This is a genomic window from Vibrio mimicus CAIM 602, from assembly GCF_000338875.1.
Classification (GTDB): Bacteria; Pseudomonadota; Gammaproteobacteria; order Enterobacterales; family Vibrionaceae; genus Vibrio; species Vibrio mimicus.
The window spans coordinates 19,402-44,514 of record NZ_AOMO01000034.1; the positions used below are offsets into that span (position 1 = coordinate 19,402).

12 protein-coding genes and 1 pseudogene are annotated in these 25,113 nt (G+C 48.6%); 11 read left to right on the forward strand and 2 right to left on the reverse strand.

The genetic code is table 11. The annotated features are described in order from the left end of the window. Positions 1-113 precede the first annotated feature (113 nt). The 8 genes from D908_RS08010 to D908_RS07975 are packed head-to-tail and all read left to right on the forward strand — an operon-like array spanning position 114 to position 7,218. Positions 114-1,721 carry a hypothetical protein gene (locus tag D908_RS08010; RefSeq protein ID WP_005524984.1) on the forward strand — a complete coding sequence of 536 codons (1,608 nt, stop codon included), beginning with the start codon at positions 114-116 and terminating at the stop codon, positions 1,719-1,721. After that, a complete protein-coding gene (locus tag D908_RS08005) occupies positions 1,721-3,697 on the forward strand; it encodes a phage tail tip fiber protein (protein ID WP_005524986.1) in 1,977 nt (658 codons plus the stop codon). Before D908_RS08010 ends, D908_RS08005 begins: the two co-directional genes overlap by 1 nt. Positions 3,698-3,701: 4 nt before the next feature. Beyond that, positions 3,702-4,064: a hypothetical protein gene (locus D908_RS08000; protein ID WP_005524993.1), complete on the forward strand. Its 363-nt coding sequence runs from the start codon at positions 3,702-3,704 to the stop codon at positions 4,062-4,064. A gap of 40 nt (positions 4,065-4,104) precedes the next feature. After that, complete coding sequence (locus tag D908_RS07995) at positions 4,105-4,446, forward strand: hypothetical protein (RefSeq protein WP_005524995.1); 342 nt, start codon at positions 4,105-4,107, stop codon at positions 4,444-4,446. Next, the gene (locus D908_RS07990) at positions 4,446-5,096 is read left to right on the forward strand and encodes a hypothetical protein (protein ID WP_000509013.1); all 651 of its coding nucleotides are present in this window, start codon (positions 4,446-4,448) and stop codon (positions 5,094-5,096) included. The genes D908_RS07995 and D908_RS07990 overlap by 1 nt, the downstream gene beginning before the upstream one ends. 3 nt (positions 5,097-5,099) lie before the next feature. Then, a complete protein-coding gene (locus tag D908_RS07985) occupies positions 5,100-5,477 on the forward strand; it encodes a hypothetical protein (RefSeq protein ID WP_005524998.1) in 378 nt (125 codons plus the stop codon). A gap of 2 nt (positions 5,478-5,479) precedes the next feature. Continuing rightward, positions 5,480-5,740 (forward strand): hypothetical protein, encoded by a 261-nt coding sequence (locus D908_RS07980; protein ID WP_005525000.1) that lies wholly within the window; start codon positions 5,480-5,482, stop codon positions 5,738-5,740. Then, a complete protein-coding gene (locus D908_RS07975) occupies positions 5,740-7,218 on the forward strand; it encodes a hypothetical protein (protein WP_005525002.1) in 1,479 nt (492 codons plus the stop codon). The genes D908_RS07980 and D908_RS07975 overlap by 1 nt, the downstream gene beginning before the upstream one ends. Before the next feature lie 132 nt (positions 7,219-7,350). Here D908_RS07975 and rnr read toward each other — a convergent pair whose 3' ends face one another. Continuing rightward, positions 7,351-9,567, reverse strand: a complete 2,217-nt coding sequence (gene rnr / locus D908_RS07970) for a ribonuclease R (protein ID WP_032467622.1) — start codon at positions 9,565-9,567, stop codon at positions 7,351-7,353. 308 nt (positions 9,568-9,875) lie between these two features. Next, complete coding sequence (locus tag D908_RS07965) at positions 9,876-10,088, reverse strand: cold-shock protein (protein ID WP_005525006.1); 213 nt, start codon at positions 10,086-10,088, stop codon at positions 9,876-9,878. Between the two features lie 749 nt (positions 10,089-10,837). On the opposite strand from D908_RS07965, the gene D908_RS07960 reads away from it, so the two are divergent. The 3 genes and pseudogenes from D908_RS07960 to D908_RS23275 all read left to right on the forward strand — a co-directional run bounded on the left by D908_RS07960 (position 10,838) and on the right by D908_RS23275 (position 24,963). Then, positions 10,838-11,041 (forward strand): hypothetical protein, encoded by a 204-nt coding sequence (locus tag D908_RS07960; RefSeq protein ID WP_005525008.1) that lies wholly within the window; start codon positions 10,838-10,840, stop codon positions 11,039-11,041. Between the two features lie 1,213 nt (positions 11,042-12,254). Further along, a pseudogene (locus tag D908_RS23270) lies at positions 12,255-16,657 on the forward strand (Eco57I restriction-modification methylase domain-containing protein); the annotation flags it as partial. Positions 16,658-18,708: 2,051 nt separating this feature from the next. Continuing rightward, a complete protein-coding gene (locus D908_RS23275) occupies positions 18,709-24,963 on the forward strand; it encodes a PLxRFG domain-containing protein (RefSeq protein ID WP_005525017.1) in 6,255 nt (2,084 codons plus the stop codon). The last annotated feature ends 150 nt before the right edge of the window (positions 24,964-25,113 follow it).

A 25,113-nucleotide genomic window follows, 5' to 3' on the forward strand; every position in this document is an offset into this window, starting at 1 on the left:
TGAGTCTGAATGAGCTGGCGAACTGGACGGGCGGCAGTTAATGCAGAAAGAAAGATTGAGCCATTTTTCGATGCGGTCTCTGGCCGCAGGGTTTGTTTTTTTAAGGGGAGCTTATGCGTATTGAGATCTCGACAATGAAAGGTGAAATACCTCGCCTTGAGTCTCATTTATTGCCAAACGAAGCGGCTTCTCTGGCGTTTGACTGCACTTATGAGCGTGGCGTGGTTGCGCCGATGCGCTCAGATCAAGAGCATGGCACCTTGGCGACTCTGTCACCGGTCACGCTGTTTTATTATGCACACTCACATTGGTTTACCTTCACTCAACGAGTGAGTGTGATTGCTAATCCGATGGCGCAAGATGCTTATCAACGAGTCTATTGGACAGGGCAAGGTAAACCCAAGGTGACCGCACAAGATATTGCGGTTACACAAGGTCAAATGCCAGCAGCGTGGTATGACTTAGGTGTACCAAGACCTATGGGTAAGCCCGTTGTGATTAAGGTCGATGCTACGACCGGCGACAATCCCCCTGAGGGTGAGTTACCCGCCTACGATGATGAAGATCGGCTCTACATTCAAACCTACATGACACGCTTTGGAGAAGAAGGGGCACCGGGTTTGCCGAGTATCCCTGTATTGATTGAGAAACCCGGCTCGACGGTGACCGTGCAACTCGCGCCAATGTCTGTCAACACACACAATATAACTCACACTCGCTTGTATCGTTCGGTATCTGCAAGCGGAGTTGGGGATTATTTACTGGTCGCTGAGCTTCCCATCAGCCAAACCGAGTACTTAGATTCGGCACGCAATGTCAATGGACCACCGCTTGAAACATGGGACTACGATATGCCCGATGCCAATATGCAGGGACTGTGCACAATGGCGAATGGCATTTGCGCCGGCTTTGCGGGTAACGAGGTGATGTTCTCTGAAGCCTATTTGCCCTATGCGTGGAGTAAGAGTCATCGTGGTGTTACGGATGACGATATTGTGGCCATCGCTCCGATTGAAACGTCACTGGTTGTGGTCACTAAAGGCAAACCGTACCTCTTTTCTGGTGTCACACCGAGTATGGTTACCAGCATGCGCCTTAATGTTGAGCAAGCGTGTGTGAGTGCCCCCTCCTTGGTCGTTATAAACGGGATGGCGATGTATGCCTCGCCGGATGGCCTAGTCGCGATTTCGGGAACGAGTGCGACTGTCATCACCGAAGGCATTATGGATAGAGAGAGTTGGCAGAATTTCATGCCAACGACGATCAAAGCGTGGGTTGCTGAAGGTCAATATATCGCTCAATACCAAGGCGGAGCGTTTATTTTTGACCCAAGTACGCACAGCCTGACACGTTTATCGCATACTTGGGATAGTGCATTTCACTACTTGCATGACGATACGTTGTTCATTGCCAAGGGCAATACGCTTAACGCTTGGCAACGAGGTCATCAACCGGTCACCATGACATGGCAAACCAAAGCCTTTCTTATTCCTCAGCACGCCTTTTTGACTTGCGCTCGCCTTGAAGCGAACGCGCCTGAACGTTTAAGCGTAACGGTTATCGTCGATGGTGATGCGATTTTCAAGCTGGAACAGGGCGAGCTCACTCACGCGCCATTTCGGTTGCCAGCAGTACGCGGCAGCAGATGGCAAATCAAGGTAGAAGGGACCAGTCAGGTCGAGCGGATTGTCATGGCAGATAGCCTCTCGGAGTTGTACTGATGGCAAAGCGATCGCCTTTTCGGGCAGGACGTTCACTGGAGGCGTTGTACGAAAACGTCGAAATTTTAACTGGGCAACGTGGCGATGGTCGTTACCGAGCGGTGACCGAAAAAGATGTGGTTACGCTCAATGCGAAAAACGCGCAATCGAATGTGAATCAAAGCAGCGAATCTTCATCGAGTTTGGTTCAAGTCCCGCATGCACCTCACCATGTGCAAGCCTTTGGTGGGTTTACTGCCATCTTAGTGCAATGGGATACGCCACAATTTAGAGGATTTGCATACGCTGAAGTATGGCGGGCAAATCGCAATGACTTTTCTCAAGCCGTAGTCGTGGCGACAACGCCGGCTAATGTGTTTTCTGATGTGGTCAACGCAGGGAGCCGATTCTATTACTGGGTTCGCTTCATCAATACGAAGAATTTTGCGGGACCTTACCATGGCGTAAACGGGATACTGGGTGAAACCTCGCAAAACATTGGTCAAGTGATTGATGAGCTGGCCGAGCAGCTAAAACAATCCGAGCTTATTCAACTCTTGCAACAAGAGATAAGCGCTAAAGCGCCACAGACTTTGCTGGAACAACTGGATAGTGAGCTGGCGGCTTCTGGAAAGCTGATCGCGCAAATCCAGCGCCAATTGAAAAGTGCGACAGAAACCTTCGCGGTTCAAGTGACTCAGCTTCATGCATCTTCACTGGCAAGAGATGAGGCGCAAGCCGCGTTGAATGAAGCGAAACTTCTTGATGTCTCGACGGTGTTTGCAAATGCAGATCAAGCATTAGCCGAGCGAGTGAATACCGTTGAAGCCGTCGCAGGTAACGCCAAGGCCGCCGCGCAAACCAATGCCCAAGCGATAGCGACCATCAATCAAGATGGGAGCGTGGCATTTAAGGCAATGTGGGGGGCGAAAGCGCAAGCGGGCGAGATTAGCGCTGGGATTGGTTTGATTGCTAAGAGCGATGGCACCAGCCAAGTGGCAGTCAGTGCCAGTCAATTCTTTGTCTACGATCCCAATAAGCCCGGAACCTTAGTGCCGACGTTCGCGATTGATAATGGCGCAGTCGTGATCCCCAAAGCGATCATTGAAAAAGCGACTATTCAGATCCTGCAAGCACAAACCATTGTGGCCGATGAAGTGAAGGTGGGAATCGAAATCGCTTCGCCTGTTATTCATACCGGTCAATTGCGAGGTGGTAACGCAGGATTCGGTGCGGGTGGTCCTTATAACGGCTATCACACCTTTATTCACTCAAACGGCCTCTTACAAACCAACAATTTACAGGCCAATAATGGTTATTTTCGTGGCAACATCGAAGGAACCACCATTAATGGCGGTGTGATCAAAGGGGCGACAATTATCGCCAGCACCTTCTATCAATCGGTAGTACTCTATACCACATTTGGGGATAACGCGACGACCAGCCTCTCTTACCCTTCTGCGCTAGGGGGCGGGTTAGTGGTCACCTCTGAATCGGTTCGTGTGACCTTGCCGGAAACCAGCTACTACAGTGATGGCGCGACCGCTCCGGTGGATTTTTTCCCAGCAGGGGATGTGTCCATTAACACCATGAACCGAGCACGTTACCGCACTATTCCAGATGGAGTATTTAACTTTACGGTGAGGCGGCCAAGAGTGGGGGGCTCTGGTTTTTTACAAATCTTTGTACAGGCCATCAATCTCAGTGGTGGAGTCGTTGCCGAGGCAAGGATTGTCGGAACCGATACCGCCAATGCGGTAGGTACAACCGTAAATGTGGCTGGGGTGAATTTTGCGCTGACTTATTACCGAGGAGGAAGCAGCGGTTATGCTGTCGAAGAGGCGCACATTGCGAGTCGTCGTTCGCTGTTGGGTTCGGGCTGGACTTACTCTGCTTCTCAATCTTTACGCTTTCGGCTGCGTTTAACATCGCTGCACGATGGTGCGGTGATCGTCAACATGTCGGCCTCTATCAATAATAGTATTGACCCAAGGTGATGGCATGATGGTGACAACTGAAAAAGAGCCATATCGCTTTTACTTCCAAGGCGAAGTGACCGACTGGCAAACGTTCAAGGCGGCTTATGATGCCGGAAACATCTCCGATGAACTTTATTATGAGCGATTGGCACTGCGGCAAACGTGGCTTGACGGTCATGAGGTCAATGAAAGGGCTTGGGCGCGCGCTGAACTTGCGGCTACCGATTTTATGGAGTTGCCAACGGCGACCTATCAAGGAGAGCGGTTAGTGACATCGCCAAAACTTGCTGAAATGTTAGCCTATCGCGAAGCGGTGCGACGTTACGATTTACGTGAAGAGTCTCGCCCATTGAGACCAACATGGTTTGTCGATGAGTCTTTATAAACTGTCTTACGAATCGTGGCGATCTCGAGTATTGCCGTTGATGGAACAGACCGAGGAGCGCAACCAGCACTGGTTCGCCAAACAAGTGGATGAAGCCCTACTCAATGGTAGGGCTTCGCTGTTTTTGGTGGAGGAGGGATTCTTCGTCCTTGAGCCCAGTTTGGACAATGGTGAAATGCAGGTATGGGTACTGTTTGCTTGGAGCAATCAAAAAGGTGCGCTTAAGCGCCATTTAGCGACAGTAGAGCAGTTAGCTAAGCGGATAAAGGCCAAGAGGTTACTGCTGAATACTGCCGTGAAAGCTTTGCAAGTAAGCCTTATTGACGGTGGGTTTTGTTGTATCGAAACCGGTGATGTTGAGACTTGGTGCAAGGAGATCTAATGGGTGGGAAAAAAGATGGCCGCGTTCAGGAAACCGCGGCGGAAATCGCCGCTTCCCAAGTTGCGGTGAAAGAGTGGAACTTATACAACACAGAGCTCAAAGCGTTTGAAGATATCTTCATACGGCGAGTGAACAACCTTAACTCAGAGGCCAATATGGCCGACGTGAAACAGGCGGCAGATTTAAATTATCAAAGCGAGTACGGCAAAGCGCGAGAGGCGGCCACTGAGAATCTTGTGGCCTCCGGTGTTGATCCGAGCTCCGGAACATTTAAAGCAACGTTAAGCCGTTTGGCGACAGACCAAACTCTCGCTCAGGGCGATACCGTAAACCGCGCTCAAGTCAATGAGCAGGACAAGTATGTGGTGGGTAAGCAAGATATCGTCGCTCTCGGTGCTGGTCAGAAAGCCGAAGGCTTAGCTGGTATGGAAGAGACCGCGCGGCTCTCTTTGAAAAAAGCCACAAGCGATGCCGCCACAGCGTTTAACCGACGTAGCGCGAATGCTCAGGCTGTAGGGACGTTGGCTGGGATTGGAACCAGTATGTACATGAACCGTGCCAAGCCAGATACGAGCTTTGTAAATGTCGATACTAAGACGCTGAAAGGTCAAGCGGGCATGGATCAGAACTATGTACTCAACAGAGGGTAAGTGATGAGCGTTAATGTTTCAGGTTCGGCGGCCAATAACTACGCCAATATCACTCATGCCATGTATCACGACTGGTTAGAGCGATTTTATCCGCAGCAAAAACAGCTTTTAGAGCAAACACAAAATGGCGAGTTACTGACACAGCAACTTGGCCGAGTTGGAGCCAATTTTTCGAGCGCGCAACAGAGTGCGCGGCTTGCGAATGTTAACCAAATGGCACGTTTTGGGATTGGGGTAGACACCAATTCTAACGATGACGCCAAGCTCTCTCTGGCACAGGTGACGGCCAAGAACAGTTTGCGTGAGAACGAGCAAGAGCGTGCGATGAGCGTGCTCAGTGGTGGCGCAAAGGGGAAATTATCACAGCTTAAAGTGGGGTAATCATGGCATACAGTTTATTGAATTTAGGTGCAGATACCCGCAAACGTGCATTGGCAGGGATGCAAGAATCGGCGCAGCGTGAAGAGCAGCGTAATCAAACCAATCAAAGCCTCAAAGACGCGCAGCGTACCAAGCGTTTATCCAGTGTCACCACGGGTACTGGCATGGGCATGATGGCGGGCATGCAAGCGGGTAGTGTGGGTGGACCCATGGGCGCTGCGATGGGTGCGGCAGCAGGTTTGATTCTAGGGGAGCTTTTCTAATGCAGTTAGATACACGCAGCGCTATTGATGGTGCAATCCGCGGATTTCTGGTCGCAGAAGGTTACTACCAGCGCAAAGCGGATAATGAACGCCAAGCGAAATTGGATGAGCGTAACGAGGCTCGCTATCAAGATGAGCGGTCTAGACTCTCTCAGATTGAAGCCAAGAACGAGCAACGTTATCAAGACGAGAAGGCTTTTCGTCAGGCTGAAACGGAAAAAACCGATAAACGTTATCAAGATAGCCTTAAACGAGAAAATGAGGATCGAATCCAGCGTGATCGACTACTTGATGTACAGGTTGATGCACAGAAAAGTGCAAAAGCACTTAGCCAATACCAGCTCAATCAGCAAAAGAAAATGGCTTACATGCAGGAGAATTTGCCGCTAATTCAATCTGGCCTTAAACGTTACATGGAAACCGGAGAACTTGATCCCTTGTTTGAGCAGGAACACATTAAGGGCAGTGCTTACGACCCGCGCCGTTATACACCTCGTGTGGTACAGGCGGCCTTTGATATCGAATCGACTATGCCTAAAGTGCTTGATGGCTCTATTTCTTACCAAGACTCACAATTCACCAAATCGATGGGCGTGTTGCTTGAGCGTAATGTTAAGCAAGGGATTGGCGATAAAGATCCTGAATCGGGTAAGGTAATTAAGGATAAAGAGTATCTGCGTCATGATTTTGTTGCCGATATTGACCCAAATCGCGAAGGTGATCAGCCGGGCGTGGTGGTCGGTTTGAAAGTGACTTATGAGGATGGCACGACTAAAACCGCGCCAGTAACCGAAAGCCGTTTGGCAGGTAGCCAAGAAGCTGTAAAAGTGATCCCGCTCGATGCGTTAATGAAAGACGTGACAGGCCAAATCCATATGGCTAAGCAGTTTTTTACCAACGAGCACTATGCCAACCTTTTCAATGTGGCAGAGACAAAATCACGCACTGAAATGGATAAACAGTGGCGAGAGGCGGTGACCGAGCTTGAAAAAGACCGTACTGCAGCGCTGAATGATTTGTTGGAGCCGACACCAGAGCAAATTTCCGTGGTTAATGCTCGCTTTGATGAAAGAAAATCGATGATTAATCAAGTGTATGGACGATTAGGTGACAATCAATCCAATCGTGAGGTCGGATCAAATGCCGCACAGGGATGGGCAGGCGAAGACCCACAAAAGCGCCAATTCATCAGTGAGCTGGGGCAATCCATGAATATCTCTGAACTGACACCAGAAGCGTTGGAGCATAACTATCAGCGAGTTCTGACACTAAAGGCGAACCAAGAAGCCGAACTGAAGAAGCAGCAACAGTTAGAACGAGTGCGCCAAAGCCAGCAATCTCAAAAAATTTACGAAGATTCTGGGGTGTATGGTGCCGCTAAGCCAACCGACGGTAGTGATTCGATGAAGTATGGTAGCCACAGCCTACTCAACCGCCATGAGTGGAATACCACACCAAATGGGGAGTTAAGGTTTTAGGGTAAACCTAGTTGAGAGATAAAGTTACACTTAAATCGATAGGATTGAATTTCGTAGTTTATTCCAAATAGGGCGGCGCTGCTTCGGGAGTGTATCGAGTGAAGAACCGCACATGGTAATAAATTCCTGACACTACTGAGGAAAACTAAACAGGATTCTTCTTTGTTTAGCATCCACTTCTTTCACCACAATTTTGACTTGAGTGCCCAATGCAAAAGTGGTGGTTCGGCTAACAATTTTTTGTCTCACTCCATCAAACTCAAACTCTCCGTTTTGGAAGCTAGATAGGGGAACTAAACCTTCGATTCGATTTGATTCTAGCTCAACAAACAGACCAAAATGAGTCACACCAGATACCCGGCCGGTAAAGCTTTGCCCGATGAATGGCTTTATGTAGTGGCACTTCAACGCATTCTCGACCTCACGGCTTACCTCATCCGCCTGACGAGACTGTTGAGAACAATGCACACTTAATTGCTCAATAGCCTTGCTATCATAAGGATAATTTGTTGGCACTCCTGTGAATTGACCAAGCGATTTGAGTTTGATTAGTAGGCGTTGGAATTTACCTTTCGCTTGTTCGCGCAGTTTAGAACGGATCGCTCGGTGAACCAGCAAATCAGGATAACGGCGAATGGGGGATGTAAAGTGCGCATAAGCCTCATAAGCTAAGCCAAAGTGTCCCATGTTTTTAGGAGAATATTCGGCTTGGCTTTGAGAACGTAACAGCAAGGTGCGAATCACATCCCTTTCTTCTAAATCACGGACTTGATCTAAAAGCGCATTGTAATCGTGTGACGTGGGTTTATCACCACCTCCGAGGATTAAGCCTTTGTCGGCTAGCATCATGCGCAGTGAAGTGAGCTTTTTCATCTGAGGGCCGGCATGCACTCGATACAGGCTGGGTATTTTATGCTCTTGTAAAAACTCAGCGGTAGCCACATTCGCACACAACATGAATTCCTCAATCATTCGGTGCGCATCGTTACGAATAACAGGATCGATCGAGGCGATTTTCTTCTTATTATCTAAAGTAAACGCGAGTTCTTGAGTATCAAAATCAATCGCCCCTCTCACTTGACGTTGTCCCAGCAAATTCAGATATAAACGATGCAGGTTGAGCAAGTGTTTCTCGACCTTGTTTGAACGAGAATTGCTCCGTTGGTTCGATTGCAGAATCGTCTCGTTGACCTGCTTATAGGTCAACCGAGCATGGGAATGAATGAGGCCTTCAGAAAACTCCGCATCCAGCATAGTACCTGAATCATCAAAGGTCATCTCACACACCAAGACAAGTCGATCAACATTTGGATTGAGCGAACACAAGCCATTCGACAACGCTTCAGGCAGCATTGGTACGACATATCCAGGGAAATAGACTGACGTCGCGCGAGTTTGGGCTTCGAGATCTAAGGGAGCATTTGGTTGGACATAGTGGGACACATCTGCGATAGCGACAAACAGTTTCCATTGACTATTATCCATCGGATAGCCATAGACTGCATCATCAAAGTCTTTGGCATCATCACCATCTATGGTCACAAAAGGCAGATCTCGGTAGTCAACACGCTGTATTTTGTCTTTTTCATTTACATCGGATCCAAAAGCAAGGGCAGCGCTGAGTATTTCACTATCCCACTGATCATTGATGCCGTGACGACGTAATGCCAGTTTTACCTCAATCCCTGAGTCACCCGGGCGTCCCAACACTTCCATGATCTCAACCGTCGTAGAGTGTTTGTGATCAGGATATTTGGTCACTTGGGTGTAAACCAGTTTACCCACACTTTTGACTGTAAATTGATTTGGATTGACGTGAATGATCTGTGAAAACGTAGAATTTTCTGGTGATAGGTAGAAGTTAACGCCTTTTTTCTTAAGCATACCCACAATGTGTGTCGTTTTTCGTTCAACAATCTTAACCAAACGATTATTTGAACGGCCTTGTTGCTGAGCATCACCTTTTAGAACCAATACAATGTCGCCATCAAACACGTGTTCGAGCTGATGTTTAGGTAAAAATAGGTCTTTTTGATTATCGTCGTACGAGACAAAACCAAAACCATCAGCATGTAGGCTAATTCGACCCGAGACTAACGCGGTTTGATCAACTTTTTGATAGCCTCTTCTGTGTGTAAAGGTGAGTTGACCATCACGTTCCATCGCTCGGAGCCGTTTTTTCAGTGCTTCTTTTTGATTTTTTTCACTTAACCCAGTCGAATGAGAGATTTGTTCGTGACTTAAATAGTGTTTTACTTTATCGAATAGACTAAGAATACAATCTCGACTAGGGATAACGTGATCATAGTGGTTAATATTTATTGTGGGTGCGGATAAGTTTAATTTCATGTGTTTCTCGTTTATTCGCCAACCGCTTTCAATATATAAACCAATTTATATGGATAAAGCACTAGGCGAGGTTGACTCTATTGCGAGTCTATTAATATGAATTCCAGAAAATGGAATAGAAGATTTAGGTAAACATTACCTAATGTTAGATATATACCAAAGGTATTTATACGGAAAGTATTAAATAGATATTAACCGTGACTTATGCAGTCAATGCTGTGAATTTTTTCAAGATAACTTTGGTATATAAACTGAAGAGAAATCAAAAGGATGTGTGACACCACGATAGAGTGGTGTCACATACTGCCTTACAACACTGTTACATCAGCAGCTTGTAAACCTTTTTTACCTTTTTCAACGAGATAAGACACTTTTTGGCCTTCAGCTAGCGTCTTGAATCCAGCCGAAACAATAGAATTGAAATGAACGAAAACGTCATCACCACCATTGTCTTGAGAAAGAAAGCCAAAACCTTTAGTTTCGTTGAACCATTTTACTGAACCAGTTGATTTATTAGACATAGATACCTCTATATTGGATTTTTTGGATTAATTTTTAGCTAATAAGTGCTATTTTATGATTTAGAGATAAATATTTTGTCGCAGGAACGTAAACGAGGGTATCGATGAGGAACTGAGAGAAATGTAGATCTTAAATTAAATAGCTCTCTTCTTAGGAGCTGGTATGCAGTATACCGATAGATTTGAGAATAGCTAGCTTTTTCTTTTTTTATTTTTGTAGTGATCGCTTAAGGTAAAGAGCGCTGAAAGTCATTCGTCGACACGCTGTGTGCTAGCTATACTTTAATCATATGTATAAATGACCTTCATATCGGATATCAATTTTGAATTGTCTATGGATTCACATTTCATGATCAAAGTTGCGATAGAAAAGGATAAGAAAATCTCTATCTATTTCATTTAATCTGTGTATAGTAAGCCTCGTTTTTATCTCGAACTATTCATTCCGCGGTAAGTCTAAATCTCTTCTCGGTATTCTTTTGAGTGACATCGTCATACTAAGATTTAGTACCGTATTTTTTTATTAGATTTTCTCAATGCTTATCACACGAGATATATCTATGATAAATAGAGCAACAGATTGCATCCGTTAAAAATAGTGCTTTACTCATATAACTGTTGGGGTTGAGAGCTATCGCTTTACTTGCGTTTTTAAGGAATGCTTATTTTTAAGATTTAAGTCAAGCCTTAAAGAATATCTAAATGGCTTGCATGTAAATATTAATGTGTAACTTTTTAAAGGTACAACCATGAGAAACAAAAGAGTTAAATTGCCTAAAAAAAATAAGAAAGGCACTTATGAAGCAAAATTCGAAGAGATGGTGAAAGAGTACCATAGAGCGCAAGCTGTTCTAGGAGAAATGTCTGAGGGTTCAGACGAATATACTCAACAGAAGATCCACTGTGATAGCCTATTTGCTCATGCTGAGCGCTTCTTTAGACAAAATCAATAATATTAACTTATTATAGAGCAGCGTGATTGTGGTGTGTAAGTTTTATTAATCTTCACATCATTATCATTACTCAAAGCAACAAGAATCATTTTCAATCTTTATAGGGTTTTTCATTCTACTGTAATTTTGACGATTTCATTGTCGCTTACGGAGAATATGAAACTTTCTTCTAAGTTAAAGCTTAAGGCATCTATGAAGTTATCGAAATGATAAAGTTTATCCCAAGATACTCTATATACAATTTCGTACATTTTACTTTCAATATTAAATACAATACGACTTGTTAATTCTTCACTATAGGCGGAGTATTTTCTGAGGGAAGAACTCCAAGTTTATCTCAATAATTTCATCAAAATAAGATGAATCTTCTCTTTGTTTGTCACTATAAATATTAAACCCTTTACAAGAAATGCCATCAGTTAATTTTAATATATGAGTATAATTATCATCTAAATTTAAATTGAAAAACTTTGATGCGTTCTCTATACATTGAATAATTTCATGATCTTTAGCTGGATGCAGCATAAAACCAACTCAAAAATTTTTATGCTCTATTTTATTTTGAGCATTAAAAAGTTCTAATACTTTTTTATCATCCATAATGCTCATTCATCAAACCTATGAAATTTCAAGTGTGAATAACCTGACTACCTAACGGTTCACGCTCTCTAGCCGTACACACTCTTTAGGTGATATTACATATGTGTGGCTGAGTAATGACGTGATTCTCTAGTCAAATTTTCACAGGGTACAAATTCTTCAGATTTGCTTTTCAATTGGGACCAAAGAACTCCCGATAAAACGACGGCCAAGCTACCGGCTATAACTGTTGCTGCGAAATTTTTGCTTCAGCAGCCTTTAACGCAGAACAGCGTTTGTTCAATAATCTTTGGTTAAAACAAGAAGCACAAGAGCAAGTCTCGGGGTCTTTCCAAAAGGGGCAACGATACTGCATTTCTGTATTAAACAGATCGATCATGGCGTGCGTGAAATCTCTGACGTTTTGAACTTGTCTATCATAACTCCAAAAGTTCACAGGCAAAAATTGCCAAGAAATTATAGGTTTATCAAGATCAATCAACTCTGCGATTTTCCGTTTAGTAGCTGGATATCCAAAAGTGTGGTAGCGTTTCCCATACTAACACCAGTCTATTAATTAAGCCGCTGCCCTTCGGGGTGGCGGTTTTTTTATGCCTGAAATTTGGAGCTGCACATGCAAGACAAGAAGCTATTGGGCGAAGAACTGTCATCAAAATCGACCATTAATGCCTCAACGGATATGAGTCAGTCCGCTTTCTTACCGGAAGGCTTTCAGTTTGAAGCCCCTAAAGTGCCGCAGCGCGACTATGATGTGACGCTGGGTGATACCGCTAAAGCCGTCGGTAGTGGCGCTCTGCGTTCACTGGCTGGCCTTGGTGAACTCTCGGAGAACTTCCTTGGTGTGGGTGAGAGCTTTCGAGATTTGATGTCGTCTGGCTCGGATTATCTGCAAGAGAGCATGACTCAAGATGGCCGTGACGCCCTGAATTCACGTCTCTTTGAAGAGAACGAAAAGGGCAATCCCGCCTTTGCAGAAGGTGCTGCGGATATCGATGTGTGGGCGATGAAAATTGCTGATGGGCTAGGCTCGCTGGCGGCTAACTTTGCAGGTGGTGGCTTTGCCGGTGCGGGTGCAAAAGTCGCGCTGCGCTCAACCATTACTAAGTCGATGTTGAAAAAGGGCATGACCGAAAAGGCCGCGCAAGCCGTGGCTGACAAAGCAATCTCACGAATGGCAGCCACCGGCGCGGGTGCAACGGGTGTAGGGACGTCGCTCGGTGGCGCAAGCATGGATGCGCGTGACGCGGTAATGCAGATGGATAGCTCATGGCTTGCGGATAACTCGGAGTATTTTCAGCAATCCTTGCTCCGGTTTGCTGATGATCCGCAATATCAGGGGATGAGTGCGGCGGAGTTATTCGATCTCGCTAAGGAAGAGACGGCCAGTTATGCCAGCTTGCAAATGTCTACCGACCCGACCGCCGTGGCGGCCTCTGTCGCCGGTGCGATGGGTGATAAGTATTTGTTTGGCGCGTTACTCGGCAAGATGGCTAAAAAAGGTGTGGTTGCCGGTGCGGCGAAAGGTGCGATCACCGAAGGCGGTACGGAGTTTATTGAGGGCTATGGTCAGACTTATGCCCGAAACCAAGTAACCAATGAGGTGACGGGACAAGAGATTGACCCTACGACCGGTGCTTTGGTGGATGGCTTGGAAGGTGCGGTGATCGGTGGTGCGCTCGGTGGTCCTCTTGGCGCTGTCGGTGGGTATCGAGCTAAAGGGCAACCGACTGAGAATACGCCCGCGCAAACGAACTCGCAGAATGTTAGCGATACTCAAGAGCAAGAGATCGCAGAGCAAGCCGCAGATGAAGCGCAAGCGATGCCTAACAATGGGGATGCTCCCGCGCAAACTGCCGCGATGAATGCGGTTGATCCTACGTTGAATCCACAAGGGCAATACGATGAGTTGTTGCAAGGTGCGCAGCAAAGACAAACAGATAATAGCAGGGATGCGGCAATCCGCTCTCGCTTTGCGCAAAGTCGCCAAGCACTGACTGAGCGTGGTGTGTTGCCAGAGCGCAACGCTTACCAAGAAACGATTGATATGGCTCGCGCCGTAGACCCCACGCGGGCTGCGGAGATTGAGCAATTCCTGAAAAGTGAAGAGGCAGACCAAAATCCAGAGTTGACCGCACAGCTAGAACTAGAGTACGAGTCTCTTGCGCAAAAAGGGCGTGATCTCGATATCGACCCGACGTTAACCCAAATTGAACACCGCCAAAACAAACCAGTTTGGATATGGCCAAGCGTGAAAAACCGCACCAGCGTATCGAGCGCAAGCAGAATGAGTACCAGCTCGATGATACGGTAAGCTCACGCAAAGCAGCGATTCGCGCAGAAATGGAGCCTCAGTTACTCAAGGAAGACCGCAATAAGCCTGAGCTTCTAGAGCGCATGGTAGAACTGGAATACGCCCGCCGCTACCCACTGCCTGAGAAGGAAAAAGCGACCGGCGATCAGGATGATGGCTTAGCGCAGTTTAAGTTTGCCCGTTTTGACCGTGATACGGCGCAAGCGGCGATTGAAGCGAAGGCGCAGGAGAGTAAAAACGCCGCGCAATTGGCCGCCGCACAGCGCGAAAGAGACAGCCGCCCTGCTTCACCGGATGAGAATCCGGCATGGTTTGGTGTGCATCCTGAATCGGGTGAGCGCACGACACGCGCTTTTATGCGTGACTTGGCCAACCAGAAAGGACAGGCTCAAGCTTCTGAGCGCCAAGCCGATCTCGATGCGCGCCGTGAGCGTTTAGGTCAGCCGGTATCAAGCTTTGTGGAACGCCCTAACTCGATGAAAATGCGCGAACAGGGCAAGAAGCCTATCCGTGATTTTGCGGGGATTGCGGGAAAAACATCAAGAATGTCGAAGCGTTTACGCAAGCGCTTAAGTCGTGCTAAAGGCTTTGATACCGATGCGGTTTTAGCGGAATTTCAAAACCATGAGAAGCGCCTCGCCGCCTATGAAGAAGCCGCCCGTCGCCGTGCTGACTATGAGGCGAATCTGCCTGAGAATATCGAGCGTCGTAAGAATGCCGAAGCGCTGTTTAAAGAGTTTGTTAGCGACACTGAGGCGCGTGCCTTTGCTGAGAACGAAATCACTCAGACGATCAAACGAATTAATGCGTTAGTTGATGCCTCGCCACAAGGTTCGGTATTAGAGCTGGACGGGCAAACCAGCTCATTACCGGTTATTAAAAAGCAGATGGCACACAGTGTGCGCAATTTGGCGAATCAGTTTGTAGGTAAAACCGCCGCGATGATGAACGCCGCCGCGCTTAAGGAGGAGGCTAGTACACAGTCCGTAGGAAGCTTGGACGAGCCCAATATCATTCGACAAGCAAAAGCGGTGATCCGCGAGGTCATTGATAACAATGGTGGAGCCAAACCCAAGCTTAAAGGCGTACGCGAAGCTTATCGAGATAAAGGTTTTACCGCAAAGGCGCTGCAAGAAGCGCTAGGCGATAAGTCCCTTGCGGATTTCGAGCGTGAGCAAAAAGAGAGCTATACCGATAAGCTATCTGCTTTATCTGAACCTTCAATTCATTCTGGCCAAGAAGTACCACTACAGTCAAAAGGAGATATCGACCATGGCAACGAGACCTCAAATACAGCAAGACTTGATGAAAGATCTTCGCCGCAATCCGAAGTACAAGAAAATGAGCAACGAGGAACTGACGCCAATCGCTCAAGCGTTAGCGAAGAAGACGCGAGCGCGGGAAGACGAGCTAATGAGTCTAGGCGTACATTACCTGACAGCACAGAGCGAAGCGTATCGAGAGACGCTATTGAACGCCTAGCGCTCGATGAGGTGGATCGCCTCGCCAATGGTACTGCTACACAAAGGATCGCCGCGAATATCGCGGCGATTCGCTTAATGAAGGATCTCACCCAGTCAGGAATGCCCGCGACGCTTGAGCAGAAAAAGGTACTGGCACAGTATGTGGGATGGGGCGGCCTCGCTTCTGTGTTTGATAACACGAACACTTCCAAATCACAGCAAGCCGCGCACCAAGAGCTAAAAACGCTGCTGACCGAAGAGGAATACAACAACGTTCGGATGAGTACCCGTAACGCCTTCTATACCTCAGAGGCCGTAGTGAAAGGCATGTGGAGTGGCGTGAAAGCGTTGGGCCTTGGCAACAGCCCGATGAATGTGGTCGAGCCATCGCTGGGTTCAGGTAACTTTATTGGTTGGCAACCGTCCGACATGCGCGATCAATCGCGCTGGTTTGCCTCCGAACTCGATCCTGTGACCGGCAATATTGCCAAACTTATCTACCCCGAAGCCGATGTTCAGGTTAAAGGATTCCAAGAAACGCCGTTTAAACACGGCGTTTTTTCTTTGGCGATTGGTAACCCGCCTTTTGGCAGTCAGTCTATCCGTGACAACAAGAACCCTGATATTTCAGGCATGGCGATCCATAACTATTTCATCGCTAAATCAGCCAAGCTTTTGCATGAAAACGGTTTGCTGATGATGGTGGTGACAAACCGCTTCCTCGATACGCTGAACAAAAACCACAAACAACTGAGCCAAGAGCTGGATTTTGTCGGCGCGGTGCGCCTGCCGAATACGGCGTTTAAGAGCAATGCCGGTACGGAAGTGACCACGGATATCGTGGTGTTTCGCAAGCTTAAGCAGGGGGAGACGGCCAAGAATACCGTTTGGACTGACGTAGACGGCGAGGTGAACGGTTTTCGTGTTAACCAGTGGTTTGCGCAAAACCCGCAATACATTCTGGGCGAAGTCGCGCAAGGCAAGATGTACCGTGGGGATGAAAGCGAATCGACGGTGAACCCTGTTTCGCAACATGCGAACCTTGAGCAGTCAATCAGCAAAGCGCTGGCCTCACTCGCACAAGGGCAAGATTTAGCGTTAACCCCTGAAACCAAAGATGCGATTGCCGGTGAGGTGATGTTGGCGGAATCCGACCTTGCGATTGGCGGCATGATGGTGAACGCCGACGGCAAGGTGATACGCCGTGGCGACGATCACCCGACGAAGGGTGCTCAGGTGTATGAAGTGACGCCCGATTCGATTTGGAGTGATGATGGCTGGTTGATGAGTCGAGCGCGCCATTTTGTCGAGCAGGGCGATAAAGCGCGCCTACAACAGTTCGCGGACAATGAGTTTCTGAATAAAGGCAAAATCAAAAGTGATTTTACTGGCTCAAAACTCAAAGAGAGCGCGGTCAAGGCGGTGCTGGCTTACCTCACCGGACAGCAATCCAAAAACCAAGCTTTGAACGCGCTTGATGACGCCATTGATAACACGCGCCTTGGTCCTAATAAGTTTCGCAAACTGAAAGCGATGCTGACCATTCGCAATAGCGCACTGGCACTGCTGCGCGCCGAGAAAACTGGTGCGGGGGATATCGAGCGTCTGCGTCAGCGCCTGAACGTGCAATACGATGAATTTGCCAAGGCGTTTGCGACCAAAGGCAGAAACAGTAAGCCCGCGACGCTGACTGAGAGCTTGAATCTTCTCGATGGCGATACAGGGATTGAAGCGGGCTTAGATAGTGTCAGTGACAGCGGCGAAGTCACTAAGAGTGATCTCTTCTCCAAACGCTTGCTCTTCCCTTACAAGCGCCCTGAATCAGCCAGTAATGTGTCGGATGCGGTCAACTACTCGATGCGTGAACGCGGTAAGGTCGATATCGAGTACGTGAGCGGTTTGCTCGGTCTTGGCCATGATGAGGTGCTGACGAAGCTGACCGAAGGTGAAAAGCCGTATTTGTTGATGAACCCTGAAACGCAAAAGTATGAGTTCATCGACGATTACTTATCGGGCAATGTGAAGGCGAAGTACCAAGCGGCGAAGAGCGCAGGGCTAGACACTAACGTGAAGCTTTTGGAAGCCGTGCTTCCCGAAGACAAAACGCCAGAGCAAGTGAAGCCCTCTATCCGTGCAACATGGATTGACTCTGATGTGTTTGAACGCTTTGCCGAAGCGCTAGGTTATAAGGCGACGGTGACGGTTAACCGTCATATCGGGGCTATTTCAGTGTTGGGCGAGTCGGGCGGCACACTCAGTGCATTAGGCTCACAGTTTAAGCATGACCGCGCCACACTGGCGGATTTATTGAACTCTGCGGCCAATGGTAAATCACTGGTGATTTACGACACCAATGGCAAAGAGCGCACCAAAAACGAGAAAGCGACCAAGGAAGTTAACGCGCTGGCCAATAAGCTCGCTTCGACGTTTGTGACGTGGGCGAAAAGTGATGCGCAGATTGCTAAGCAAATCGCCGATAACTTTAACGAGCGGATTAATACCCACGTTAACCGTAAATACAACGGGCGTTTGTACTTGCAAACCGTCGGGATGAACCCTGCGGTCGATATGCGTAAAACCCAGCTCGATGGCGCGCTTCGCATGATCCAGAGTAAAAATACCTTACTCGATCATACCGTGGGGGCGGGGAAAACCTTTACGGCCATTACCGGCATGATGGAGCGTAAACGCCTTGGCCTAAGCAAAAAGCCGATGGCGGTGGTTCCGAACCATATTCTAGGATCCTTCCATAAAGATATTTTGAAGCTCTACCCGTCGGCTAAGGTGCTGGTCGCGGACGATAAAGCCTTTACGGCCAAGAAGCGTAAGCAGTTTTTCTCACGCATTGCGACCGGCGATTACGATGTGGTGTTGATGGGGCATAGCCATTTGCGCGCCATGCCCAATGATATTGAGCATTTCCGCACGGTGATTAACGAGAAAATTGACGAGCAGCGCAGCGCACTGGAAGAGGCGAAAGCCGAAGCTAAGCAGTCTGGGCAGCGTGGGGCGACAGTCAAACAGATTGAGGACTCGATTTCCCGTCTACAAGACAAAATCAAAGAGAAAGAGGAAGCGCTGAGTAAGAACGCTGACCAAATCGGGTTTACCTTTGGGGATTTGGGCGTGGATTACTTGGTGGTCGATGAGGCGCACGAGTTTAAAAACCTGACTTACGCGACACGCACTGACCGTGTAGTGGGGATGAACGATCCGAAAGGCTCTGAAAAGGCGCTCGATTTGCTCATCAAAACCCGCAGCATTCAGGCTTAGAGAACGGTGGCGTGACCTTTATGACCGGTACGCCGATTTCTAACAGCTTGGTCGAGCTGTACACCATGATGTATTACCTTGGCCACGACACGCTGAAAGAGCTGCAGATGTCTTTCTACGACTCTTTTGCTGGCTCTTTCTTCAATACGGAAATTACCTTGGAATACACGCCAACCGGCACGGTGAAAGAGCGCAGTGTGTTGAAGGGACTCAATAACATGCAGCAACTTTCGACCCTGTATCGTCAGTTTGCCGATGTGATCACCCAAAAAGATATGGTGAACATCTTCCGTCAGGATGTGGAGGCTAAGAACAAGGCGACGGGCGAGAATAAAGCGACTCGATTCCCTATCCCTAATATCAAAGGCGGCAAACGTCAGCTTAACATCGCACCGGCGACCGAAGCGCAGCGCGAGTACAACGACTATCTGATTGCCCGTATGGAGGCGTTTAACCAGCTCAAAACCCAAGAGGAGCGGACAGCTTACGCTAAGATTGATAACCCACTGTGGGTACTGACCGATGCGAAAAAAGCCTCGCTCGATGTGCGCTTGGTGGACCCGACCGCACAGCGTGACCCAACAGGGAAAGTGGCTCGCGCCGCCGAGCGGATCAAATCGATTTACGACCAGTGGCAGGACGATAAAGGTACACAACTGGTGTTCTCCGATATGGGGACGCCCGCGAAGTACGCGATTGCAACGGTGAAATCAGACCTGAAAAGCTTGGCGGAAACGGTCTTAGGTAAGGGCAAAGCGGCAGCGTTTATTTCCAGTCGTTTGGAAATCTACGAGGTGGAAATGCCTTACTCGCAAACGCTAAAAGAGTTGGGTGATAAGGTGAACGCTCAAGCGGAAACCGGCGAGATTGATGCTGACCAGTACGAGAAGCTGGAAGAGCAGATCCGCGAACTGACCGCCTCTACCATGACGGCGGATACCGGCTTTAGTGTGTACGATGACCTGAAAGCCTCGCTGATGGAAAAGGGCATTCCCGACGATGAGATTGCGTTTATCCACGACTACAACACCACGTTGAAAAAAGAGGCGCTGTTTGATCGCGTTCGCCGAGGTGAGGTACGGGTATTGATTGGCTCATCGATGAAGATGGGCGCGGGAACCAACGTGCAAAATCGTTTGGTGGCCTTGCATCATATGGATGCGCCTTGGCGTCCGTCTGATATGGAGCAGCGCGAAGGGCGAATTGTGCGTCAGGGCAATGAGTTTTACCAACGTGCCGCGAACGCGGGTAAACCGGAAGGCTTTGAGGTTGAGTTGATTGCTTATACCACTCAAGGTTCGAGTGACCCAGTGATGTGGCAAATCCTAGAGCGTAAAGCGGGCGCGATTGAGCAGTTCCGTAACGGCGAGTTAGATCAGTTTGTTGAAAACAGCAATTCGGATGCGGATAGCTACGCGGAGTTTAAAGCCGCGTCAACCGGCAACCCTATTTACCGTTTGAAACTGGAATCGGACGCTAAGCTGTTGGATTTAGACAGCTCTTACACGGCGCAAGCCAGCTCGATTGGCGCGGCCAAGCGTTTTGTTGAGCGTTTTGACGATGAGAAAGCCGCGATTGAATTGCGCCTTGAAACGCTGCGTAAGGCTGATATCACTGAGTTTGATGCCGAGGCGTTCACCACGCTGTACCGTGATGCACAAGCCGATTATTTAGCGGCGGATAATGAATACGATGCGGCGATGGCGATTTACTCTGAGCTGGATGCGAAAACCCGCAAAGAGCGCGGCTTGAAGAAACCGCAAAAGCCTAAGCGACCAATGATCCATGAACTGGATGATGAGTATTCCATCGAGCTGAATAAGGCCATTATTCAGCCCGCGATTGCGGCGATCGAGCAATCTCGGCGTTGGCAAGGGGAAATCAAGCTGGGTAAGCAATTGGGCTTGGTGATGGACGTGGATTATTTCACCCATGAGGGAACGAAAACGCCTCTGATTGACGTGCGCTTGGTGGATGGCAAGGGTAAGACCATCGACTATATGGCGCGAGGGATGCAAAGCAGTTCGATTGTGCAATCGCCTAAGCTGATGAATGCGCTGCACCTTAATGCGATTGCCACGGCGTTAAATGGCGAGCAAGAGCGCTTCGAGAGAAAGCTGCAAAGCTTGCAAAGTACGCTCAAGGATTCGCGCCAGATTGCCAAGATGGATATCACCGCGCTCAAACAAGAGCTGGATGAGGCGAAAAGCCGCAACCTGTGGTTGTCGGTAGAAGCCTCGATGGCCGATATCAAAGAAGAGCTACGCCGCAGTGAAACGCCCAACAAGTTTGTTGACCGTGAAACGCTGCGCAAAGTGAAGCGCTCCACCTTTGACCCGAACTCTATCCGCCCTGAAACGGTTGAGCATAACGGCCAGCGTTACCAGACAGTGGGTGTGCGCATTCCTTATCCCGGCTGGCAATACGATTCAGTGATGCCGGCGCTCGATGCTAACGGGGATTATGTGCATCTTCTTCTTTCACACAACTCAAAAGTGGGGGAAGCGCCGGTACTGTCTGAGGTGATACCGCAACCGACTCAAACGCCCAAAGCGGAGTATGCGTTTTTAGCTGAGGCTAAAGCGCGCCATGAAGCGCGCCAAATTGAAGAGGCCAAACGCGAGATAGGCTCGCCAGTGGATGAGCCGTCGAGGGATTCAGCGGCGAGTGATGGCGTCGTCTTGTTTAGTCGTACCAGTACGAATGCAGGGCGTACCGGGGTGAAAACCGGAAAGATAGCCGGTGGTATCACTGTGAAACGGAGCACCATTGATGCGGTGACTCGCACGGCGCTCGGCAAGCTCGGCCTCAAAAACTTCACGCTCCGCTTTGAGACGGTGGATACGGAGGCGGATCTTCCTGATTATGTAAAAACAGCCATAGCCAAGAATGATGCCCAAGGCGAAGTGTACGGGCTTTATGACATCAAAGAGCACAAAGTCTGGTTGGTCGCTGAAAAACATAATTATGCCTCAGAGGTAGAAGAAACGATTTTTCACGAAGTGGCTGGTCACGTTGGATTAGCGCGATTGCTCAAAGAAGGCAAGGCGCAACCGGATATGAATACCCTAGCCTTAAGGTTAGGCGGCATCAAAGGGATTCAACGGCTTGCAGAGAAAAATGGTGTGGATTTAGCACCTTACTTAAATTCCGCGCAGACGCTCACTAAGGCGGATGCCGAGGAAATTCTGGTACAGGAGCTGGTGGCGCATCTTGCTGAGCAGCAAAAGTTTGCGACCCCAATTCAACGTTTATTGGCGAAAGTACGCGCTATGCTGCGTTCGTTATTTGGTTTTATTTACTCCCCTGAGTTTAACAATAATGAATTACTCACCTTGGTGTTCAAAGCAAAGGAGCAGCTAAAAGCGCCACCGCCAAAAGATAAGGTGACAAGACCTGAGAATAATACGCTGTTTTTCTCTCGCTCAAGATCGCAGGGCGTGCCAGCGGATACGGCCTCTACATCATACCAGATGAGCGCCGATGAGGCGCTGGCACAAAAGCAAAACGCTTTGGTGAGTAAAATCAAACAGGCGCTGTATGGTGTACCGGTGATTGGGCAATCGCTCGATGCGCTTGGCCGCAACAAATACGCGATGTTGACGCTGCGCCAGATGGGGGAAGTCTCCACCGTTATTGATAAGCCTTTGGGCAAGATGATTGACGCCTACCAAGATGAAATCAACTCTATGGTGGTGACACAGAACATGCTGGCCGAAGAGGCGGCCAAGATGGCCGAAGACCTGAGCGATTGGGCTAAGGCGAACCCGAAAGAGGCGGATGAACTCTTTGCTTTTGCGCATGAAGCGACCTTGGCGGATGTGGACCCGTCTGAGGCGTTCCAATCCCGCGAGGAAGAGCTGAAAGAGAGTATTGCTAAGCAAGAGCGGATTTTGAAAGAAGAGGGCGGCTTAAACAGTGAACGTGGCTCTAAGGCCTGGAAAACCCTTCAAGAAGAGCGAGAGCTTTTGAAACAAGAGCCAAACCGCCGCAAGCGCCATGTGGAGTTACGCCCCAAATTTGCCCGCCTCAACGCTGAGCAAAAGCGCCGCTATCGCCAGATGCGCGATCACTATCGCGCTCAATCTGAGCGGATGAATAAAGCGCTGGAAGAGAACATTGTACGAGCGGTGTTTGATGCCAAGATCCGCAAAGCGATGCTGGCCGAGTTGCGCCAGCGTCACGAGCGCGCCGCCAAAGGGTTGTACTTCCCATTGTCACGCCACGGTGATTATTGGATTGACTTTGCCGATGAGAACGGTGAACGCCAATTTATGATGTTTGAAACCAAAGGTGAAATGGAACTGGCCGCCGAGAAACTGCGTAAGGCTGGCTTTTCTCTCAACTCTGGTATGAAAGCGCAATTTAATGCGGTGCAGAAGGCGTCGCTGCCGTTTGTGGCCGATGTGTTGCAGTTGGTAGAGCAAGCGAACATGCACACACCGGCGAAAGAGTCGCTGAGTGATGAGATTTACCAGATGTATTTGCGCACGTTGCCCGCTCGCTCGATGCGCCGTAACTTCATTCACCGCAAAGGCGTTGCCGGTTTTAGCCAAGATGCGGTGCGAGCACTGGCTGACCAAGGCTTTAGACAATCGCGTCAGCAGGCTCGCCTCGACCATATGGATATTCTGGATAACCACCTCGATAGCATTCAGAAGTACGTGCATGAGCTGCCGAACAATGTGGAAGCCGACCGTGTAGTGGAAGAGTTGAACAAGCGCCATGAATGGGTGCGCAATCCTTCCCGCGCTGGTTGGGCGCAAAAACTGACCAGTTTGGGCTTTGTGTGGATGCTGGGTTTAACGCCTGCCGCAGCACTGGTGAACTTAACCCAAAACCTTCAAGTCGCCCTGCCTATTTTGGGTTCCCGCTACGGTATGGCGGAGTCTTCCAAAATGATGAGCCAAGCGACGGCGCAATACCTGAAAGCAGCATTTACCCGAAACCGCCCGAAAGGTCAGGGGATATTGGGAAGCGTGCTCACTGGTGGCGAGAAAGAGGCGATGCGCCGTGCGGTTGCGCAGGGCGTGATTGATGTTACGCAAGCGGCAGACTTAGCTGGTTTGGCAGAAAACCCCAACGCGAAGTATTCAGGGACTTGGAATAAAGCGATGAACATCATTGGTTGGGCTTTCCACCATGCCGAAGTGTTTAACCGCGAAGTGAGCTATATTGCGGCCTATCGTCTTGCTATGAAGAAACACGGCGACCATGAAAAGGCAATCGCGGATGCGATTAAAGATACGTGGGATAGCCATTTTGACTACTCATCGATTAACCGTGCGCGCTTTATGCAAAGCGATATGGCGGCGGTCGCCCTCCAGTTTAAGCAGTACAGCCAGAACATGACTTATTACTTGTGGGCGAACATAGCCAAAGCGTTAAAAGGGGAGACGCCCGAAGTCAAATCGATGGCACGTAAACAGCTTTTAGGAACGCTGGCCTCGACCTTTTTTATTGGTGGTGCGGGTGCGTTGCCATTGTGGGCGATCACCACGGCGATTGACGCGGCGCAAGAGATTGTGGGGGATGACGACGAGCCGTTTGATGCGGAAACTGAATTAAAACGTATGCTGGCCGAAGCATTTGGTAAAGAGAACGCAGCGTTAATCTGGCATGGTACTTTACCGAGTATTTCTGGCCGTATCTCACTTAATGATTTGTGGGTGCGCAGCATTAACCGTGATGTGGATGCCTCCACCGCGTATGTGGAATACATGAAGCAAGCGTTAGGACCGGTGATTGGTGGTATTGGTGTTTCATGGGCGCAAGGCTTATCCGATATTTCTAACGACCAATTTGCTCGCGGTATCGAGCGTATCCCGCCGAAAGCGATTAAAGATGTGCTTAAAACCGCTCGATACATCAATGAAGGTGGCGTGACGACGAAGAACGGCGACGAGATTGTGAGTGATCTAACGGCCTTTGAGCTGCTTGGCCAAGCGTCTGGTTTTGCGATTGGCCGTGCGAACCTTCAGTATGATGAGAACAATGCGATTAAGAACTATGAAACCTTTATCGTTAAGCGCCGCCAAAGCTTGATGAACGCCTACTACACGGCCTATCGCCTGAAAGATGGTGAAGCAATGAAGTCGGTGATGGTGAAGATCCACAAGTTCAATCAATCGCAATATGGTAAGCGCAACCCTATCACTAGTGAAATCTTAAGGCAGTCGCTGAAAGTGCGAGCTCGCAAGCGTTCAATTACGCAAAATGGAGTTCAGGTGAACCCTAAAATGAATTCGCTCGTTATGCAGTATGACTATTTCTGAGTGCTGGGCCTGTAAGGTAGTATTTAGCCTATGATGATCTAAATGCTCATGTCATGAATAAATACCTTTGGTTCATAAGGTTATCGTAAGATAGGATCCCTTTGAAACTCGGTAGTCTGACAAAATTCCGCGATTAGGCTAGGGTGTTTA

Bases quoted from the DNA above. Each gene is read 5' to 3' on its own strand.
- D908_RS23275 (WP_005525017.1), top strand. From the start codon at position 18,709: ATGACCGGTACGCCGATTTCTAACAGCTTGGTCGAGCTGTACACCATG.
- D908_RS07980 (WP_005525000.1), top strand. From the start codon at position 5,480: ATGGCATACAGTTTATTGAATTTAGGTGCAGATACCCGCAAACGTGCA.
- D908_RS08000 (WP_005524993.1), top strand. From the start codon at position 3,702: ATGATGGTGACAACTGAAAAAGAGCCATATCGCTTTTACTTCCAAGGC.
- D908_RS07965 (WP_005525006.1), bottom strand. From the start codon at position 10,088: ATGTCTAATAAATCAACTGGTTCAGTAAAATGGTTCAACGAAACTAAA.
- D908_RS07990 (WP_000509013.1), top strand. From the start codon at position 4,446: ATGGGTGGGAAAAAAGATGGCCGCGTTCAGGAAACCGCGGCGGAAATC.
- rnr (WP_032467622.1), bottom strand. From the start codon at position 9,567: ATGAAATTAAACTTATCCGCACCCACAATAAATATTAACCACTATGAT.
- D908_RS07985 (WP_005524998.1), top strand. From the start codon at position 5,100: ATGAGCGTTAATGTTTCAGGTTCGGCGGCCAATAACTACGCCAATATC.
- D908_RS08010 (WP_005524984.1), top strand. From the start codon at position 114: ATGCGTATTGAGATCTCGACAATGAAAGGTGAAATACCTCGCCTTGAG.
- D908_RS07975 (WP_005525002.1), top strand. From the start codon at position 5,740: ATGCAGTTAGATACACGCAGCGCTATTGATGGTGCAATCCGCGGATTT.
- D908_RS07960 (WP_005525008.1), top strand. From the start codon at position 10,838: ATGAGAAACAAAAGAGTTAAATTGCCTAAAAAAAATAAGAAAGGCACT.
- D908_RS08005 (WP_005524986.1), top strand. From the start codon at position 1,721: ATGGCAAAGCGATCGCCTTTTCGGGCAGGACGTTCACTGGAGGCGTTG.
- D908_RS07995 (WP_005524995.1), top strand. From the start codon at position 4,105: ATGGAACAGACCGAGGAGCGCAACCAGCACTGGTTCGCCAAACAAGTG.